The following is a 16,801-nucleotide window of genomic DNA, read 5'->3' on the forward strand; positions in this document are numbered from 1 at the left end:
ATGATGGGCGAACTGATCATTTTGGGCGCTTTGGGCGTCTTGCTTGCAGGGGCCGCAGCCAAGGCGGCTGAGGCCGAAAAGGTCCGGGTTCGGGCCGAGGCAAAGAAGAAACGAGGGCGTTGATGGACGGCTCAAGATACGATGACGGCAGCACGGACGCGCTGAGCGGAGAACAGAAGATCCGCAACTTCAACATTAACTTCGGCCCGCAACACCCAGCGGCGCACGGGGTTCTGCGTCTGGTTCTTGAGCTGGACGGCGAGATCGTCGAACGCTGCGACCCGCATATCGGTCTGCTGCACCGTGGCACCGAAAAGCTGATGGAAAGCCGGACGTATCTGCAAAACCTGCCGTATTTCGACCGTCTGGACTACGTGGCGCCGATGAACCAGGAACATGCCTGGTGTTTGGCCATTGAGAAACTGACCGGCGTGGAAGTGCCGCGCCGGGGTTCGCTGATCCGGGTTCTGTATTCCGAGATCGGGCGCATCCTGAACCACCTGCTGAACGTGACCACGCAGGCGATGGACGTGGGCGCTCTAACGCCGCCGCTCTGGGGATTTGAAGAACGCGAAAAGCTGATGGTGTTCTATGAGCGTGCCTGTGGTGCCCGCCTGCATGCCGCTTATTTCCGCCCCGGTGGTGTGCATCAGGACCTGCCGCCAGAACTGCTGGATGATATCGAAGCGTGGAGCCACGAATTCCCCGCCGTTCTGGACGACATTGACGGGCTGCTGACCGAAAACCGCATCTTCAAACAGCGCAACGCCGATATTGGCGTCGTGACCGAGGATGACATTCAGAAATACGGTTTCTCGGGCGTGATGGTGCGCGGCTCGGGTCTGGCATGGGATTTGCGTCGTGCGCAGCCCTATGAATGCTATGACGAGTTCGAGTTCCAGATCCCTGTCGGCAAGAATGGCGACTGCTATGACCGCTATCTGGTGCGAATGGAAGAGATGCGTCAGTCACTGCTGATCATCCGCCAGGCCATCGCCAAAATCCGCGAATGCCCCGGAGACGTTCTGGCACGCGGCAAGATCACCCCGCCGAAACGCTCGGACATGAAGACCTCGATGGAGAGCCTGATCCATCACTTCAAGCTCTATACCGAAGGCTTCCACGTCCCCGCGGGCGAGGTCTATGCCGCCGTCGAAGCCCCTAAAGGTGAGTTCGGCGTCTATCTTGTGGCCGACGGCACCAACAAACCCTACCGCGCCAAACTGCGCGCGCCGGGCTTCCTGCACCTGCAAGCCATGGACCACGTCGCCGGAGGGCACCAACTGGCCGACGTCGCCGCCATCATCGGCACCATGGATGTCGTATTTGGAGAGATTGACCGCTAATGCTCCGCCGTCTTCACCCCGAACAACCCGGTACTTTCGCCTTCACCGCTGCCAACCAGCAATGGGCCGAAGCGCAGATCACCAAATACCCCGAAGGCCGCCAGGCCAGTGCGGTCATCCCGCTGCTGTGGCGCGCGCAAGAACAAGAGGGTTGGCTGTCCCGCCCGGCGATTGAATCCGTCGCTGATATGCTGGGCATGGCCTATATCCGCGTGCTTGAGGTCGCCTCGTTCTATTTCATGTTCCAACTGCAACCGGTTGGATCGGTAGCTCATATTCAGGTCTGCGGCACGACGTCCTGCATGATCTGCGGGGCCGAGGACCTGATCGCGGTTTGCAAGGAAAAGATCGCGGCCAAGCCGCACGCGCTGTCGGCCGATGGTAAGCTGAGCTGGGAAGAGGTTGAATGCCTCGGTTCTTGCACCAACGCGCCGATGGCGCAGATCGGCAAGGATTACTACGAAGACCTGACTGCCGAGAGCTTTGGCAAGATCATCGATGATCTGGCGGCGGGCAAGGTGCCGACACCGGGCCCACAGAACGGGCGTTACGCGGCTGAACCGCTCAGAGGCCTCAGCAGCCTGACGGAATACGAGGCGGGCAAGCCTGAACACAATGCCAGTGTTGAGCTGGCGACCGATTTGGGCGACACCGTCAAGCGTATCGACGGGACAGAGGTTCCGATCCTGACCCCGTGGTTGGGCAAGGATGGCAAGGCGACCGCGACCAAAGCGGCGCCGAAACCTCCGAAAGAGGGTGCGACGCCGAAACCTGCTGTGAAGCAGGCTGAAGAGGCGAAGGCCAAAGCGGCGGATGAGGACCAGCCCGAAACACTGGCTGCAGCGCGTGGCGGCAAGGCTGATGATCTGAAGATGCTGAAGGGTGTCGGGCCGAAACTGGAAGAAAAGCTGAACGATCTGGGCGTCTACCACTATGACCAGATCGCGAATTGGACGGCCGGGAATATCGCTTGGGTGGACGCTCGGTTGAAGTTCAGGGGGCGGATTGAACGCGATGGCTGGGTTGCGCAGGCAAACAGTCTGGCTGCGGGGGAAGAGACCGATTTTGCCAAACGTGCCAAGGAAGACGGCACTTACGAGGATTAAGCGGGTGCCCATCCGGGGCATCGGGATGAGATGGACAAAGACAAGGAACAGGCCATAGCCCGAAAGGGCCGTCACATCGGCATCGTCATCGCTGCGACGATGGTGCTGTGGCTTGCCATGTCTTTTGTCGGTCCGCAGTTGGGGCTGCCGGGCCGTTATGCGCTGCTGTTTGATTTTGCCGCTCTGGCAGGTTTCATCTATGCGGGCATCAACATTTTTCAACTCTGGCGTATGCGCCAGGACAGCTGAAGGTAACACGCGATGCTGAAGGATCAGGACCGGATCTTTACCAACATCTACGGGATGCATGAGCGCACATTGCGGGGCGCACAGGCACGCGGGCATTGGGACGGCACGGCTGGCCTGATCGAAAAGGGCCGTGACTGGATCATCCAGACGATGAAGGATTCAGGCCTGCGCGGTCGTGGCGGCGCGGGCTTTCCGACCGGTTTGAAATGGTCGTTCATGCCCAAGGAAAGCGACGGTCGTCCGGCCTATCTGGTTGTGAATGCAGACGAATCCGAGCCCGGCACCTGCAAAGACCGCGAGATCATGCGCCATGATCCGCATACGCTGATCGAGGGCTGCCTGATCGCCTCTTTCGCGATGAATGCGCATACTTGCTACATCTATCTGCGTGGTGAGTATATTCGCGAGCGTGAGGCGCTGCAGGCGGCGATTGATGAAGCCTACGATGCTGGTCTGCTGGGCAAGAACGCCGCCGGATCGGGCTGGGATTTTGACCTGTTCCTGCATCACGGGGCCGGGGCCTATATCTGTGGTGAGGAAACCGCCCTGATCGAAAGCCTTGAGGGCAAGAAGGGCATGCCGCGGATGAAACCTCCGTTCCCGGCGGGCGCAGGCCTCTATGGCTGCCCAACGACCGTGAACAATGTGGAATCGATTGCCGTTGTGCCGACGATCCTGCGCCGAGGCGCGGATTGGTTTGCGGGCTTTGGCCGTCAGAACAACGCGGGCACCAAGCTTTTTGCGATCTCGGGCCATGTGAACAATCCCTGCGTGGTCGAAGAAGCGATGTCGATCTCGTTTGAGGAACTGATTGAGACCCATTGCGGCGGTATTCGCGGCGGCTGGGACAATTTGCTGGCGGTGATTCCGGGCGGCTCGTCAGTTCCGTGTGTGCGCGGCGAGAATATGCGCGACGCAATCATGGATTTTGATTACCTGCGCAACGATCTGGGCTCGGGGCTTGGGACGGCTGCGGTGATCGTGATGGACAAATCCACCGATATCATCAAGGCAATCTGGCGGCTGTCGAAGTTCTACAAGCACGAAAGCTGTGGCCAGTGTACGCCGTGCCGCGAAGGCACCGGCTGGATGATGCGCGTGATGGATCGTCTGGTGCGCGGTGAGGCTGAGCTGGAAGAGATCGACATGCTGTTCGATGTGACCAAACAGGTCGAAGGTCACACAATCTGCGCCTTGGGCGACGCGGCTGCTTGGCCGATCCAGGGTCTGATCCGCAATTTCCGCGAAGAGATCGAGGATCGCATCAAAGCGCAAAAATCCGGTCGCAGCGGCGCGATGGCGGCGGAATAACCATGGACGTCTTCGCAGAATACGGCCACGCAATTGCCTCGGTGATGGTTTTCACCCTGGTGGTGCTTTTCATGGCTCCGTTCACGGCACTGGCAAAGACGGCCAAGGGGCTGGCACCGGGGGCTACACCGTCGCAAGACTATGCAGATAAGGCCTATCGACTGAACCGAGCCTATTTGAATGGGACGGAAACCCTGCCTGCTTTTGCAGCAGTGGTTGTGGCGGCGGTTCTGATGGGGGTCAGCCCGTTCTGGGTGAACCTACTGGCGTCGATCGCACTGGTTGCGCGACTTGTGATGCTGGTAGTGCATATTCGTGGAATCGGAAAGCCAAACAGTGGGTTGCGTTCGGTTCTTTATGTGTTGGGGTGGGTCTGCATGTTCGTGATAGGCCTGATGACACTGGTGGCGGCGTTCTGATGCAGCAGGTAGATTTTTCATCTGTAAGAAAACGCGCGCGCCCCCCCTTGGGTTCTGCGATCATCGCTTTGATGCTGGTGTCGGCCTGCGGCGTCATAACACCGTCCTCACAGCGTGTGGCCTTTGACGGTCACTTCTTCAAAACCAAGGTCAAGCAGGTGGACAAAAAGGCCTCGCCTACGGATTTTACCGTCCTGGTAAACGACGTCTCGACCTCGCTGGATGGCGCGCGCGCGGCAGCACAGCATGAGGCTATCAAGTTCTGCATTGCCAATTTTGGCTCGTCCCGTATCGACTGGGCCGTGGGGCCGTTTACAGAGACGGAAAAACTGCGCATCAGCGATGACAAGATCACCTTTATCGGGCGGTGCCGTCGTCCATGACGCGATTTTCCGCATATCACGCAGGATTGCGCGACGTGTTATTGCATAGCGCAGCGCACACCGGTCGTCTTGGGTTTCCCAAGACGACAGGATCTGTGATGTCTGGAATGAAGATGCTGACCTTGGCCGCCGTGCTGACCCTGCCGGTTTCAGCGGATGCCAAACCGCCTTTGCGCGAGGTCAAAGAGATCGACGATCAGCTTTACTATATCGCGATCGCAAATGAGATTTCCGAGATTTGCCCCACCGTCAGTGGGCGACGGCTCAAGGCGATTGGCGTGTTGTGGGATCTTCGGTCGAAAGCGAACAAACTGGGGTACTCGGACAAGGAAATCCGGGCGTATATAGAATCCGATGCTGAAAAAGACCGGATGCGCGCCAAAGGCGAGGCGTATCTGGCGCAGCAGGGGGTGACGTATGACTCTCCTGAAACATTCTGCTCGTTGGGGCAGAAGGAAATCGAAAGAAACAGCGCCATTGGCGTTTATTTGAGGGCGAACTAGACCATGTCTGACCTCCGCAAGATCAATATCGACGGGCAGGAAATCGAAGTCGATGGTGCGATGACCCTGATTCAGGCGTGTGAAGAGGCCGGGGTCGAGGTGCCGCGTTTCTGCTACCACGAACGTCTGTCGATTGCCGGGAACTGCCGGATGTGTCTGGTTGAGGTTGTGGGCGGCCCGCCGAAACCCGCCGCGTCCTGCGCGATGCAGGTGCGCGACTTGCGGCCGGGGCCGGAAGGCCAGCCGCCAGTGGTCAAGACGAACTCGCCCATGGTCAAGAAGGCCCGCGAAGGCGTGATGGAGTTCCTGCTGATCAACCACCCTCTGGACTGCCCGATCTGCGATCAGGGCGGCGAGTGTGATCTGCAGGATCAGGCGATGGCCTATGGTTTGTCCGGCACGCGCTTCAAGGAAGCTAAGCGCGCAGTCGATGATCTGGATCTGGGGCCGTTGGTTGGAACGGCAATGACCCGTTGCATCAGCTGTACGCGTTGCGTGCGCTTCACGACCGAGGTCGCCGGGATTACTCAGATGGGCCAGACGGGGCGTGGCGAGGATGCCGAGATCACCTCGTACTTGAACCAGACGTTGGATTCGAACCTGCAGGGCAACATTATCGACCTATGTCCGGTTGGGGCGCTGACCTCGAAGCCTTATGCCTTCACCGCCCGTCCGTGGGAGCTGACCAAGACCGAAAGCGTCGATGTTATGGATGCTCTGGGCTCGAACATTCGCGTGGACACGAAGGGCCGCGAAGTGATGCGGTTCCTGCCGCGCAACCATGACGGCGTGAACGAGGAATGGATCAGCGACAAGACGCGGTTTGTTTGGGATGGCCTGCGCCGTCAGCGTCTGGACAAGCCTTACGTGCGCGAAAACGGCAAACTGCGCCCGGCCTCGTGGCCCGAGGCGCTGACCAAGGCCGCCGAGACGCTTAAAGGCGCCGAGAAGCTGGCCGGGATCGTGGGTGATCTTGTTCCGGTTGAGGGCGCCTTTGCATTGAAACAGATGATCGAGGGGCAGGGCGGTGTTGTCGAATGCCGCACGGACGGGGCTAAGCTGCCGGCGGGCAACCGTGCGGCCTATGCTGGCACCGCTGCGATCGAGGATATCGACAGCGCTGAACGTATCCTGTTGATCGGCACCAACCCGCGCGACGAAGCTCCGGTTCTGAACGCCCGCATCCGCAAGGCGTGGGCGCATGGCGCTGAGGTTGCTCTGGTCGGGTCCGCCGTTGATCTGACCTATGAATATCACCATATGGGCGACGACCGCGCGGCGCTGCAAGCTGCGCTGGATATGGGCGGGGATGATGAGATCAAGGCCAAGCCGTCGCTGGTCATCGTGGGTCAGGGTGCCTTGCAAGAGGCTGACGGGGCCGCTGTTCTGGCCGCAGCGCAAACCATCGCTGCAAATACCGAAAGCGGCCTGATTGTTCTGCACACTGCTGCGTCTCGTGTAGGTGCGATGGATGTGGATGCTACCAACGAAGGCGGCATGGAAGCGATCAGTGCCGCTGACGTGATCTACAACCTCGGCGCGGATGAGGTCGAGATTGGCGAGGGTGCCTTTGTGATCTATCAGGGTAGCCATGGCGACCGGGGCGCGCACCGTGCCGACGTGATCTTGCCTGGCGCGGCCTATACCGAGGAAAATGGCCTGTTCGTGAACACCGAAGGCCGTCCGCAACTGGCCATGCGCGCCGGGTTTGCACCGGGTGACGCCAAGGAAAACTGGGCAATCCTGCGGGCCTTGTCGGCCGAGTTGGGCGCGACACTGCCCTACGACTCGCTGGCGCAACTGCGCACTGCATTGATCGAGGCGGTCCCGCATCTGGCGCAGATCGACGAAGTCGTCGAGAACGAAGTTCAAGCGCTGGAATCGGGAAAACTAGGTGATGCCAGCTTCCGATATGCGATCAAGGATTTCTATCTGACCAACCCTATCGCACGTGCCTCGCAGCTAATGGCCGAGCTTTCGGCGCAGGCACAGGCCCGCAAATCCGAAAAGATTGCGGCGGAATGAACCAGACAGTTTTCATATCGCAGGCAGGGGCGAGTGCCGGGTGGCAGATCGCCGCGCCCGAATTGCGTGTGAAATTCAACAATAAGGGTGGCGCAATGGCGGCAGATGCTGTTTACACCAACGCGCCGACCCAACCGCAAAATGCGCAGGCATATGGCCTTCGTATCGCACGCGGAAAACGGAATACCCACGGTGTGAGGACCAATGGCTGAATTCTTTAACACCCCAGGCGGAATTGCCATCATCATTCTGGCGCAAGTGCTTGCAGTCGTTGCCTTTGTGATGATCTCGCTCTTGTTCCTCGTTTATGGCGACCGCAAGATCTGGGCCGCGGTCCAGATGCGTCGGGGCCCCAATGTGGTGGGCGTCTATGGCCTGCTGCAATCTGTGGCGGATGCGCTGAAATACGTGGTGAAAGAGGTTGTCATTCCGGCAGGTGCCGACCGCACGGTATTCATGCTGGCTCCGCTGACCTCCTTCGTGCTGGCGATGATCGCCTGGGCGGTGATCCCGTTCAACGATGGCTGGGTGCTGTCCGACCTGAACGTGGCGATCCTTTATGTCTTTGCCGTATCCTCGTTGGAAGTTTATGGCGTGATTATGGGCGGTTGGGCGTCGAACTCAAAGTACCCGTTCCTTGGATCGCTGCGGTCTGCGGCGCAGATGATCTCGTACGAGGTTTCGCTGGGCCTGATCATTATAGGCGTGATCATCTCGACCGGGTCGATGAATTTTGGACACATCGTCGAGGCACAGGACGGTCGGTTCGGCTTCTTCAGCTGGTACTGGCTGCCGCATTTCCCGATGGTTTTCCTGTTCTTTATCTCGGCACTGGCCGAAACCAATCGTCCACCGTTTGACCTGCCGGAGGCAGAATCGGAACTGGTGGCAGGCTATCAGGTCGAATACTCGGCCACTCCTTTCCTGCTGTTCATGGCAGGCGAATACATCGCCATCTTCCTGATGTGCGCGCTGATCTCGCTGCTGTTTTTTGGTGGCTGGCTGTCGCCGATCCCGGGCCTGCCGGATGGCGTTCTGTGGATGGTCGCGAAGATGGCGTTCTTCTTCTTCCTCTTCGCGATGGTCAAGGCAATCACACCCCGCTACCGCTATGACCAGCTGATGCGGTTGGGCTGGAAAGTGTTCCTGCCATTCTCGCTGGTATGGGTGGTTTTCGTGGCCTTCGCGGCGAAATTCGACTGGTTCTGGGGCGCGTTCGCCCGTTGGAGCGTTGGAGGCTGATATGACCCAAATCGACTATACCCGCGCCGCCAAATACTTCCTGTTGCAGGACTTCTGGGTCGGCATTCAGCTGGGGCTGAAGTACTTCTTCGCCCCCAAGGCCACGGTCAATTATCCGCACGAAAAGGGCCCTCTGTCCCCGCGCTTTCGCGGTGAACACGCCCTGCGCCGCTATCCCAATGGCGAGGAGCGCTGCATTGCCTGTAAACTGTGCGAGGCGATCTGCCCGGCCCAAGCCATCACCATCGACGCCGAACCGCGCGAAGATGGCAGCCGCCGCACCACGCGTTACGATATCGACATGACCAAGTGCATCTATTGCGGCTTCTGCCAAGAGGCCTGCCCGGTCGATGCCATCGTCGAAGGTCCGAATTTCGAATTCGCCACGGAAACCCGCGAAGAGCTTTTCTATGACAAGGAAAAACTCCTGTCGAATGGCGAGCGCTGGGAGGCTGAAATCGCCCGTAATCTGGAAATGGACGCGCCGTACCGATGAACGACAAAAGCTCGAACCCGTTTGAACTGATGATGAAACAGGCGCAGGACATGGCGAAGGCGATGAATCCGGCGATGGAGAACTTTTCGCCGAAAGGGTTCGAAGCGCTTTGGCCGACGATGCCGAAAGAAGTCATGGAAATGATGTTCGGCAACACCGTCAACAAGGACGGGCTGGACGCCAAGACCCGCCTGTTGCTGACGTTGGCCGGGCTGACCATGCAGGGCGCGCAAGCGGATTCAGCGGTACGTCAGACCGTGCGCCACGCGTTGGAGGCCGGTGCCAAGAAACAAGAGATCGTCGAAACGATCGGGCAGATGTCGGTCTTTGCCGGCATCCCGGCCATGACCCGTGCGCTGGAACTGGCGCAAGAGGTTCTGGGCGACAACGAGGATAAGGATCAATGACCGTCTTTGCCTTCTATCTGTTTGCCATCAGCGCCATCACCGGCGGCCTGTTCACGGTGATCAGCCGCCAGCCCGTGCACTCAGTGTTGTGGCTGATCCTGTCCTTCCTGTCCTCGGCGGGTCTGTTCGTGCTGCTGGGTGCCGAGTTCGTGGCGATGCTGTTGATCATCGTCTATGTCGGTGCGGTCGCGGTTCTGTTCCTGTTCGTGGTGATGATGCTCGACGTGGATTTTGCCGAGCTCAAGGCCGAGATGGCGCGCTATATGCCGCTGGCCCTGCTGATCGGTCTGGTAATCCTGATGCAGTTCGTCATGGCCTTTGGGGCCTGGGACAGCGCGCAGGGTGTTGAGGCCAATCTGGCGCAACCGGTTCCGACCGACCGCCACAATACCGAGGCTCTGGGCGTCATCCTGTACGATCAATACTTCCTTCTGTTCCAACTGGCGGGCTTGATCCTTCTGGTGGCAATGATCGGTGCCATCGTGCTGACCCTGCGCCACCGTCAAGACATCAAGCGTCAGGACATCATCGGCCAGATGATGCGCGACCCGGCCAAGGCGATGGAGCTGAAGGACGTGAAACCGGGGCAGGGGTTGTGAGATTGGCGATGGCTTTTTCTGCACTAATTAGCTCGGTTTCGATGTTAAGCGCCGAAGATACCGAAGGTTTGGAGCCGCTTCCTCCTGAAGTGTGCATTGGCTTCGATGGTTCTTTCGATTTCAGTGTTCCGGGTGTCTACGATTGGTGGATTGCTGAAGAGGTTGGTTGCCCGAACCCCGGTTTCCATTGGACCGTAATGTCATGCACATCGGGTGAAACACTGGATGTCAGAGTTAGCGGTAAGCGATCGGACGGGCAGCAGATTGATTTCAATCCCGAGATACAAGAATTGCGGGAAAAATATGCCAATCTAGATACCCCGCCTGACATCAACATTGTTTTTGATGATCTTACGGCTCTTGGCGCGGAACCGATTGTTCGCGGAGAGAGACTCGATCCGGGGAAATTCTGTAAAACGGGAACAGTCTCAGACGAAGGCGAGGCGAAGCTATGATCGGACTTGAACACTATCTTACGGTCGCGGCGACGCTGTTCGTCATCGGCATCTTCGGTCTCTTCCTGAACCGCAAGAACGTCATCATCCTGCTGATGAGCATCGAACTGATGCTGCTGGCGGTGAATATCAACCTTGTGGCGTTTTCCAGTTTCCTGGGCGATCTGGTCGGACAGGTGTTTACGCTGTTTGTCCTGACAGTTGCGGCCGCCGAGGCGGCGATTGGTCTGGCCATTCTGGTCTGCTTCTTCCGCAACCGTGGCACCATCGCGGTTGAAGACGTCAATATGATGAAGGGCTAAGAGAACTATGGAAACCACCATCCTCTTTGCCCCGCTGGTGGGCGCATTGATCTGCGGCTTTGGCTGGCGGTTCATTGGTGAGAAAGCTGCCATGTGGACGGCCACGGGCCTGCTCTTTCTGGCCTGTCTTCTGTCGTGGATCGTGTTCTTTGCCTTCGACGGGGTGACGCAGCAGATCGAGATCATGCGCTGGATCGAGAGCGGATCGTTGTCGACAAGCTGGGCCATCCGTCTGGACCGTCTGACCGCGATCATGCTGATCGTGGTGACGACCGTCTCAGCGCTCGTGCACCTCTATTCCTTTGGTTATATGGATCACGACCCGCAGTGGCGTGAAGGCGAAAGCTATAAGCCGCGGTTCTTCGCCTATCTGTCCTTCTTCACCTTTGCGATGCTGATGCTGGTGACGGCGGACAACCTGGTGCAGATGTTCTTTGGCTGGGAGGGCGTGGGCGTCGCCTCGTACCTGCTGATCGGCTTCTATTATCGTAAGCCGAGTGCCAATGCGGCGGCGATGAAAGCGTTTATCGTGAACCGTGTCGGCGACTTTGGCTTTGCGCTGGGGATTTTCGCGCTGTTCTTCCTGACGGACAGTATCAACTTTTCAGACATCTTTGCATCGGCACCAGCGCTGGCGGAAGAAAAGCTGCACTTCCTATGGGGCGAATGGACAGCGATCGAGGTGATCTGCGTATTGCTGTTCATCGGCGCGATGGGGAAATCGGCGCAGTTGATCCTGCACACATGGTTGCCCGACGCGATGGAAGGCCCGACGCCTGTGTCGGCCCTGATCCACGCCGCGACCATGGTGACGGCGGGTGTGTTCCTTGTATGCCGTATGTCGCCGCTTATGGAGTTCGCGCCGGGTGCGACCGGATTCATCACCGTGTTGGGGGCAACGACGGCGTTCTTTGCCGCGACCGTGGGTCTGGTTCAGACCGACATCAAGCGCGTCATCGCCTATTCGACCTGTTCGCAGCTGGGTTACATGTTTGTGGCCGCAGGTGTCGGCATGTATTCGGCGGCGATGTTCCACCTGTTCACGCACGCGTTCTTCAAGGCGCTGTTGTTCCTTGGCGCGGGGTCCGTGATCCACGCCATGCACCACGAACAAGAGATGACTGAATATGGCGGGCTGCGCAATAAGATCCCCTATACGTTCTGGGCGATGATGATTGGCACGCTGGCCATCACCGGCGTTGGCATTCCGCTGACGACCTTCGGTTTCGCAGGCTTTTTGTCGAAAGACGCCATCATCGAAAGCGCCTATGCCGGTGGGTCCTCCTATGGCTTCTGGCTGCTGGTCGTAGCGGCGGCGTTTACGTCCTTCTACAGCTGGCGTCTGATCTTCCTGACCTTCTACGGCACGCCGCGCGGCGACAAGCATACGCACGACCATGCGCATGAAAGCCCGATGGTCATGCTGGTGCCGCTGGGCGTTCTCTCGCTTGGCGCGGTCTTTGCGGGAATGATTTGGTACGGCAATTTCTTCGGCCACGCGGACAAGGTCGGCAAGTTCTATGGCATCCCGGTGGCCGAGGCGTCGGAACATGCCGAGGCTGGTGATCACGGCAAAGCGGACGCGCATGGCGACGAAAGTCACGCAGATGAAGGCCACGGCGACGGCGACGCGGATGACGGTCATGGTGAGAAAGACGCTCATGGCGATCATCACTATGTTTTCGCAGGTGAGCCGGGCGAGGGCGCGCTATACATGGCGCCGGACAATCATGTGCTGGACGATGCGCATGCGGCGCCTAAGTGGGTCAAGGTTTCACCCTTTGTTGCGATGCTGCTGGGCTTTGCGATGGCCTATTGGTTCTACATCGTGAACCCATCGCTGCCGGGACGTCTGGCACAGAACCAGCGTCCGCTGTACCTGTTCCTGCTGAACAAATGGTACTTTGACGAGATCTACAACGTGATCTTCGTCAAACCCACCGTGGCGCTTGGCCGGTTCCTGTGGAAACGCGGTGATGGCAACACCATTGACGGCTTCCTGAACGGGATTGCCATGGGTGTTGTTCCCTTCTTCACCCGCCTCGCAGGCAAGGCGCAGACGGGCTACATCTTTACTTATGCCTTCTGGATGGTCTTGGGGATAGCAGCCCTTGTCACCTGGATGTCGATCGGCGGAGGCGCACACTAATGGATAATATCCTCTCGATCGTTACTTTCATCCCCGCTGTGGCAGCGGCCATTCTGGCCCTGTTTCTGCACGGAGATGACGACGCCGCGCAGCGCAACGCGAAATGGGTCGCGCTGGTGGCGACCACGGTGACGTTCCTTGTCTCGATTGGCATCTATACGGGCTTTGATCCATCCAACACCGGCTTTCAGATGGTGGAAGAGGGTGAGTGGCTGCTGGGCCTGAAATACAAGATGGGCGTGGACGGCATCAGCGTGCTGTTCGTGCTGCTGACGACCTTCATCATGCCGCTGACGATTCTGGCCAGTTGGCAGGTTACTGACCGGGTCAAGGAATACATGATCGCCTTCCTGCTGCTGGAAACGCTGATGCTGGGCGTGTTCATGGCGCTGGATCTGGTGCTGTTCTACTTGTTCTTCGAGGCTGGTCTGATCCCGATGTTCCTGATCATCGGTATCTGGGGCGGGGCGAACCGCATCTATGCCAGCTTCAAGTTCTTCCTCTACACTTTCCTCGGCTCGGTGCTGATGCTGGTGGCGATGGTGGCGATGTATGCGGATGCGGGCACCACGGATATTGAGGCGCTGATGAGCCATCACTTCTCATCCGAGAGCTTCAGCGTGATGGGCATTTATGTGGTCGGCGGGATGCAGACGCTGATGTTCCTGGCGTTCTTTGCCTCATTTGCCGTGAAAATGCCGATGTGGCCGGTTCATACCTGGCTGCCGGACGCGCACGTTCAGGCGCCGACGGCGGGTTCGGTCGTGCTGGCGGCGATCCTGTTGAAGATGGGGGGCTATGGTTTCCTGCGGTTCAGCCTGCCGATGTTCCCTGTGGGCTCGGCGGTGATGACCGATTTGGTGCTGTGGATGTCGGCCATCGCCGTTGTCTACACCTCGCTGGTGGCGCTGGTGCAGGAGGATATGAAAAAGCTGATCGCTTACTCTTCGGTCGCGCATATGGGCTTTGTGACCATGGGCATCTTTGCGGCGAACCAGCAAGGGATTGATGGCGCGATTTTCCAGATGCTGAGCCACGGTTTTATCTCGGCGGCACTGTTTCTGTGTGTGGGCGTGATTTATGACCGGATGCACACCCGGGATATCGACGCTTATGGCGGTCTGGTCATCCGGATGCCGGCTTACGCGCTGGTCTTCATGCTGTTCACCATGGCGAATGTCGGCCTGCCGGGCACGTCCGGGTTTATCGGCGAATTCCTGACCCTGATGGGGGCCTTCCAGGTTAACACATGGGTAACGGCGGTGGCTGCAACCGGCGTGATCTTCTCTGCCGGGTATGCGCTGTGGCTGTACCGTCGCGTGGTCTTTGGCGATCTGATCAAGGAAAGCCTCAAGGCCATGACTGACATGAGCTCGCGCGAGCGGCTGATCTTTGCACCGCTGATCATCATGACGATCCTGCTGGGCGTCTACCCATCGCTGGTGACCGATGTGATCGGCAATTCGACTGCCGCGCTGATTTCGAACTATGACACGGCTCTGGCCGCGGCTGAGGCCGTGACCCAGTCTGCCGCTGCGCATTAAGGGGGCTTCGGAGATGATCCAGGCTGATCTGACAATCATCCTGCCAGAGATCGTTCTGGCAGTATATGCGATGGCGGCGCTGATCGGGGCTGTCTACACCACAAAAGACGGGCTGGCGCCGGTTCTGGTCTGGGCGACCTCGGGCCTGATGGCGCTGCTGGCGATTTGGATTGCCACCAATGGCGACGGTGTGAATGTGGCCTTTAACGGGATGTTCGTGGATGACGGTTTCTCGCGCTTTGCCAAGGTTGCAATCCTGCTGTCAGCGGCAGCCGTTCTATTGATGAGTCAGGATTACATGTCGCGCCGTGGGTTGTTGCGGTTCGAATACCCCTTGCTGGTGGCACTTGCCGCCGTGGGTATGATGATGATGGTCAGCGCGGGCGATCTGATGTCTCTCTATATGGGGTTGGAACTGCAATCGCTGGCGCTCTACGTCGTGGCCGCCCTGCGCCGTGACAGTGCGAAATCGACTGAGGCCGGTCTGAAATACTTCGTTCTGGGCGCGCTCAGTTCAGGCTTGTTGCTGTATGGTGCGTCGCTGGTTTATGGCTTTGCCGGGACCACGTTGTTCTCAGGCATCATCCAGACGGTCCATCACGGCGACGTCTCGGTTGGCCTGCTGTTCGGTTTGATCTTCCTGATCTCGGGGCTGGCGTTCAAGGTCTCGGCGGTGCCGTTCCATATGTGGACACCGGATGTTTACGAAGGCTCACCCACGCCGATCACCGCGTTCTTTGCGACCGCTCCAAAAGTAGCGGCGATGGCATTGTTTGCGCGACTTCTGCATGACGCGTTCGGCGGTGTGATCAAGGATTGGCAGCAAGTGATCGTTTTGCTCTCGGTCCTGTCGATGCTGTTGGGTGCGGTGGCCGCGATTGGCCAGCGCGACATCAAACGACTGATGGCGTTTTCGTCGATTGCCCATATGGGCTATGCGTTGATCGGTCTGGCGGCGGGTACTGAAATGGGCGTCAAGGCGATGCTGATGTATCTGGCGATCTACGTGACCATGAATATCGGCACCTTTGCCTTCATCCTGATGATGGAGCGCGACGGCAAACCCGTCACCGATATTGATGCGCTGCGGCAATATTCTAAACGTGATCCGGGTAAGGCGCTGGCGGTTCTGATCCTGATGTTCAGCCTTGCGGGCGTCCCGCCGATGCTGGGCTTCTTCGCCAAGTTCGGCGTTTGGCAGGCCGGTGTCAGCGCGGGCCTGACCGGTCTGGTGATCGTGTCGGCCATCGCCTCGGTCATTGGTGCGTTCTACTACCTGCGGATCGTGTTCTACATGTATTTTGGCGAGGAGAACGAGGACCCGATCGAGACGCATTCCACGCCCGTTCTATGGGTTGCGTTGATGGGGTCGGCTGCTCTGATGTTGGTAGGTATCTTCTATCAGTTCGGGGTTGAGGGCGCAGCGGCAGCTGCGGCAGCGACGCTTGTTAACTGATCTCCAGCTCACTCAATTCAGGAGGGCTCGGTCGCTGGACCGGGCCTTTTTGCGATGACGCAGTGGCCGCAAGGATATGGGTTGCACGTGCTGCAAACGGTCGACAGCACGTTGAACGAAGCTGCGCGTATCGCCCCAACGGCGGCAGGGCCGGTCTGGATCATGGCATATAGTCAAACCTCGGCGCGCGGGCGGCGGGGCAGGGCATGGGCAAATCCGGTTGGAAACCTCGCGGCTACGTTATTAATGCGTCCGCGGGGTGAGCCGGAACAGGCCGCATTGCGAAGCTTCGTCGCAGCGCTTGCATTGTACGATGCCTGTGTCGCTGTGACGCGGCGGTCTGACGGATTGTCGCTGAAATGGCCCAACGACGTGCTGCTGAACGGCGGCAAGCTGGCTGGCATCCTTCTTGAAAGCACTGGTATGGGGCGCGAGCTGGGCCATTTGGCGATTGGCATAGGGGTCAACCTGTCGCAAGCCCCGCAGCCTGACGCGCTTGAGGAAGGAGCGGTTCGCCCGGTTTCGCTTTTGTCCGAGACCGGGGCCGACGTCATGCCCGAGGATTTTCTGACCGAGCTGGCCGCCAATTATGCGCGCTACGAAACCCAGTTCGTGACCTACGGGTTCGAACCGATCCGCACCGCATGGCTGGACCGGGCCGCGCGCCTGGGTGAGGTGATCACGGCGCGGACCGCAACGTCGGAAACGGTGGGCACGTTTGAAACGGTGGACGGGAATGGCAACCTTGTCTTAAACACCGCCAAAGGCCGCGCGGCCATACCTGCCGCGGACGTTTATTTCTAAAGGGG

The 16,801-nt window shown here is 58.8% G+C and carries 20 protein-coding genes; all 20 read left to right on the forward strand.

From position 1 onward, the window contains the following. The 20 genes from ACR0DB_RS05880 (at position 1) to ACR0DB_RS05975 (ending at position 16,796) form a co-directional block, all read left to right on the forward strand. On the forward strand, positions 1 to 123 hold the full coding sequence (locus ACR0DB_RS05880) for a hypothetical protein (protein WP_257599041.1): 123 nt from the start codon (positions 1 to 3) through the stop codon (positions 121 to 123). After that, positions 123 to 1,346 (forward strand): NADH-quinone oxidoreductase subunit D, encoded by a 1,224-nt coding sequence (locus ACR0DB_RS05885; protein ID WP_170352614.1) that lies wholly within the window; start codon positions 123 to 125, stop codon positions 1,344 to 1,346. The genes ACR0DB_RS05880 and ACR0DB_RS05885 overlap by 1 nt, the downstream gene beginning before the upstream one ends. Beyond that, a complete protein-coding gene (gene nuoE / locus ACR0DB_RS05890; RefSeq protein WP_480549501.1) occupies positions 1,346 to 2,452 on the forward strand; it encodes an NADH-quinone oxidoreductase subunit NuoE in 1,107 nt (368 codons plus the stop codon). Before ACR0DB_RS05885 ends, nuoE begins: the two co-directional genes overlap by 1 nt. A gap of 30 nt (positions 2,453 to 2,482) precedes the next feature. Continuing rightward, positions 2,483 to 2,701, forward strand: coding sequence for a DUF5337 domain-containing protein (locus ACR0DB_RS05895; RefSeq protein ID WP_480503119.1), 219 nt, complete (start codon positions 2,483 to 2,485; stop codon positions 2,699 to 2,701). Between the two features lie 12 nt (positions 2,702 to 2,713). Next, positions 2,714 to 4,012: an NADH-quinone oxidoreductase subunit NuoF gene (gene nuoF / locus ACR0DB_RS05900; RefSeq protein ID WP_170784214.1), complete on the forward strand. Its 1,299-nt coding sequence runs from the start codon at positions 2,714 to 2,716 to the stop codon at positions 4,010 to 4,012. A 2-nt stretch (positions 4,013 to 4,014) separates the two neighbouring features. Continuing rightward, the gene (locus tag ACR0DB_RS05905) at positions 4,015 to 4,431 is read left to right on the forward strand and encodes an MAPEG family protein (RefSeq protein WP_480549503.1); all 417 of its coding nucleotides are present in this window, start codon (positions 4,015 to 4,017) and stop codon (positions 4,429 to 4,431) included. Next, positions 4,431 to 4,814 (forward strand): hypothetical protein, encoded by a 384-nt coding sequence (locus ACR0DB_RS05910; protein WP_480549505.1) that lies wholly within the window; start codon positions 4,431 to 4,433, stop codon positions 4,812 to 4,814. Before ACR0DB_RS05905 ends, ACR0DB_RS05910 begins: the two co-directional genes overlap by 1 nt. A gap of 98 nt (positions 4,815 to 4,912) precedes the next feature. Beyond that, a complete protein-coding gene (locus ACR0DB_RS05915) occupies positions 4,913 to 5,317 on the forward strand; it encodes a DUF5333 domain-containing protein (RefSeq protein ID WP_170769274.1) in 405 nt (134 codons plus the stop codon). A gap of 3 nt (positions 5,318 to 5,320) precedes the next feature. After that, positions 5,321 to 7,342 carry an NADH-quinone oxidoreductase subunit NuoG gene (gene nuoG, locus ACR0DB_RS05920; protein ID WP_170784218.1) on the forward strand — a complete coding sequence of 674 codons (2,022 nt, stop codon included), beginning with the start codon at positions 5,321 to 5,323 and terminating at the stop codon, positions 7,340 to 7,342. Then, positions 7,339 to 7,554, forward strand: a complete 216-nt coding sequence (locus tag ACR0DB_RS05925) for a hypothetical protein (protein ID WP_170769276.1) — start codon at positions 7,339 to 7,341, stop codon at positions 7,552 to 7,554. The genes nuoG and ACR0DB_RS05925 overlap by 4 nt, the downstream gene beginning before the upstream one ends. Further along, positions 7,547 to 8,584, forward strand: a complete 1,038-nt coding sequence (gene nuoH / locus ACR0DB_RS05930; protein ID WP_170769277.1) for an NADH-quinone oxidoreductase subunit NuoH — start codon at positions 7,547 to 7,549, stop codon at positions 8,582 to 8,584. The genes ACR0DB_RS05925 and nuoH overlap by 8 nt, the downstream gene beginning before the upstream one ends. A 1-nt stretch (position 8,585) precedes the next feature. Continuing rightward, positions 8,586 to 9,080, forward strand: a complete 495-nt coding sequence (gene nuoI / locus ACR0DB_RS05935) for an NADH-quinone oxidoreductase subunit NuoI (RefSeq protein ID WP_480549507.1) — start codon at positions 8,586 to 8,588, stop codon at positions 9,078 to 9,080. Continuing rightward, the gene (locus tag ACR0DB_RS05940; RefSeq protein ID WP_170769279.1) at positions 9,077 to 9,487 is read left to right on the forward strand and encodes a carboxymuconolactone decarboxylase family protein; all 411 of its coding nucleotides are present in this window, start codon (positions 9,077 to 9,079) and stop codon (positions 9,485 to 9,487) included. The genes nuoI and ACR0DB_RS05940 overlap by 4 nt, the downstream gene beginning before the upstream one ends. Then, the gene (locus ACR0DB_RS05945; RefSeq protein WP_170752153.1) at positions 9,484 to 10,086 is read left to right on the forward strand and encodes an NADH-quinone oxidoreductase subunit J; all 603 of its coding nucleotides are present in this window, start codon (positions 9,484 to 9,486) and stop codon (positions 10,084 to 10,086) included. Before ACR0DB_RS05940 ends, ACR0DB_RS05945 begins: the two co-directional genes overlap by 4 nt. Positions 10,087 to 10,094: 8 nt before the next feature. Further along, the gene (locus tag ACR0DB_RS05950) at positions 10,095 to 10,541 is read left to right on the forward strand and encodes a hypothetical protein (protein WP_480496511.1); all 447 of its coding nucleotides are present in this window, start codon (positions 10,095 to 10,097) and stop codon (positions 10,539 to 10,541) included. Continuing rightward, positions 10,538 to 10,843 carry an NADH-quinone oxidoreductase subunit NuoK gene (gene nuoK / locus ACR0DB_RS05955; protein ID WP_005984024.1) on the forward strand — a complete coding sequence of 102 codons (306 nt, stop codon included), beginning with the start codon at positions 10,538 to 10,540 and terminating at the stop codon, positions 10,841 to 10,843. The genes ACR0DB_RS05950 and nuoK overlap by 4 nt, the downstream gene beginning before the upstream one ends. 7 nt (positions 10,844 to 10,850) lie before the next feature. Beyond that, positions 10,851 to 12,992, forward strand: coding sequence for an NADH-quinone oxidoreductase subunit L (gene nuoL, locus ACR0DB_RS05960; RefSeq protein ID WP_480549509.1), 2,142 nt, complete (start codon positions 10,851 to 10,853; stop codon positions 12,990 to 12,992). Further along, complete coding sequence (locus ACR0DB_RS05965) at positions 12,992 to 14,536, forward strand: NADH-quinone oxidoreductase subunit M (RefSeq protein ID WP_480549511.1); 1,545 nt, start codon at positions 12,992 to 12,994, stop codon at positions 14,534 to 14,536. Before nuoL ends, ACR0DB_RS05965 begins: the two co-directional genes overlap by 1 nt. 13 nt (positions 14,537 to 14,549) lie before the next feature. Then, the gene (nuoN, locus tag ACR0DB_RS05970; RefSeq protein WP_480549513.1) at positions 14,550 to 15,992 is read left to right on the forward strand and encodes an NADH-quinone oxidoreductase subunit NuoN; all 1,443 of its coding nucleotides are present in this window, start codon (positions 14,550 to 14,552) and stop codon (positions 15,990 to 15,992) included. Positions 15,993 to 16,046: 54 nt separating this feature from the next. Beyond that, on the forward strand, positions 16,047 to 16,796 hold the full coding sequence (locus ACR0DB_RS05975) for a biotin--[acetyl-CoA-carboxylase] ligase (protein ID WP_480549515.1): 750 nt from the start codon (positions 16,047 to 16,049) through the stop codon (positions 16,794 to 16,796). The last annotated feature ends 5 nt before the right edge of the window (positions 16,797 to 16,801 follow it).

This window comes from Ruegeria sp. AB6, from assembly GCF_056542685.1.

Coding starts and splice junctions, on each gene's coding strand:
- ACR0DB_RS05880 (WP_257599041.1), top strand. CDS start 1: ATGATGGGCGAACTGATCATTTTGGGCGCTTTGGGCGTCTTGCTTGCA.
- ACR0DB_RS05885 (WP_170352614.1), top strand. CDS start 123: ATGGACGGCTCAAGATACGATGACGGCAGCACGGACGCGCTGAGCGGA.
- nuoE (WP_480549501.1), top strand. CDS start 1,346: ATGCTCCGCCGTCTTCACCCCGAACAACCCGGTACTTTCGCCTTCACC.
- ACR0DB_RS05895 (WP_480503119.1), top strand. CDS start 2,483: ATGGACAAAGACAAGGAACAGGCCATAGCCCGAAAGGGCCGTCACATC.
- nuoF (WP_170784214.1), top strand. CDS start 2,714: ATGCTGAAGGATCAGGACCGGATCTTTACCAACATCTACGGGATGCAT.
- ACR0DB_RS05905 (WP_480549503.1), top strand. CDS start 4,015: ATGGACGTCTTCGCAGAATACGGCCACGCAATTGCCTCGGTGATGGTT.
- ACR0DB_RS05910 (WP_480549505.1), top strand. CDS start 4,431: ATGCAGCAGGTAGATTTTTCATCTGTAAGAAAACGCGCGCGCCCCCCC.
- ACR0DB_RS05915 (WP_170769274.1), top strand. CDS start 4,913: ATGTCTGGAATGAAGATGCTGACCTTGGCCGCCGTGCTGACCCTGCCG.
- nuoG (WP_170784218.1), top strand. CDS start 5,321: ATGTCTGACCTCCGCAAGATCAATATCGACGGGCAGGAAATCGAAGTC.
- ACR0DB_RS05925 (WP_170769276.1), top strand. CDS start 7,339: ATGAACCAGACAGTTTTCATATCGCAGGCAGGGGCGAGTGCCGGGTGG.
- nuoH (WP_170769277.1), top strand. CDS start 7,547: ATGGCTGAATTCTTTAACACCCCAGGCGGAATTGCCATCATCATTCTG.
- nuoI (WP_480549507.1), top strand. CDS start 8,586: ATGACCCAAATCGACTATACCCGCGCCGCCAAATACTTCCTGTTGCAG.
- ACR0DB_RS05940 (WP_170769279.1), top strand. CDS start 9,077: ATGAACGACAAAAGCTCGAACCCGTTTGAACTGATGATGAAACAGGCG.
- ACR0DB_RS05945 (WP_170752153.1), top strand. CDS start 9,484: ATGACCGTCTTTGCCTTCTATCTGTTTGCCATCAGCGCCATCACCGGC.
- ACR0DB_RS05950 (WP_480496511.1), top strand. CDS start 10,095: ATGGCTTTTTCTGCACTAATTAGCTCGGTTTCGATGTTAAGCGCCGAA.
- nuoK (WP_005984024.1), top strand. CDS start 10,538: ATGATCGGACTTGAACACTATCTTACGGTCGCGGCGACGCTGTTCGTC.
- nuoL (WP_480549509.1), top strand. CDS start 10,851: ATGGAAACCACCATCCTCTTTGCCCCGCTGGTGGGCGCATTGATCTGC.
- ACR0DB_RS05965 (WP_480549511.1), top strand. CDS start 12,992: ATGGATAATATCCTCTCGATCGTTACTTTCATCCCCGCTGTGGCAGCG.
- nuoN (WP_480549513.1), top strand. CDS start 14,550: ATGATCCAGGCTGATCTGACAATCATCCTGCCAGAGATCGTTCTGGCA.
- ACR0DB_RS05975 (WP_480549515.1), top strand. CDS start 16,047: ATGACGCAGTGGCCGCAAGGATATGGGTTGCACGTGCTGCAAACGGTC.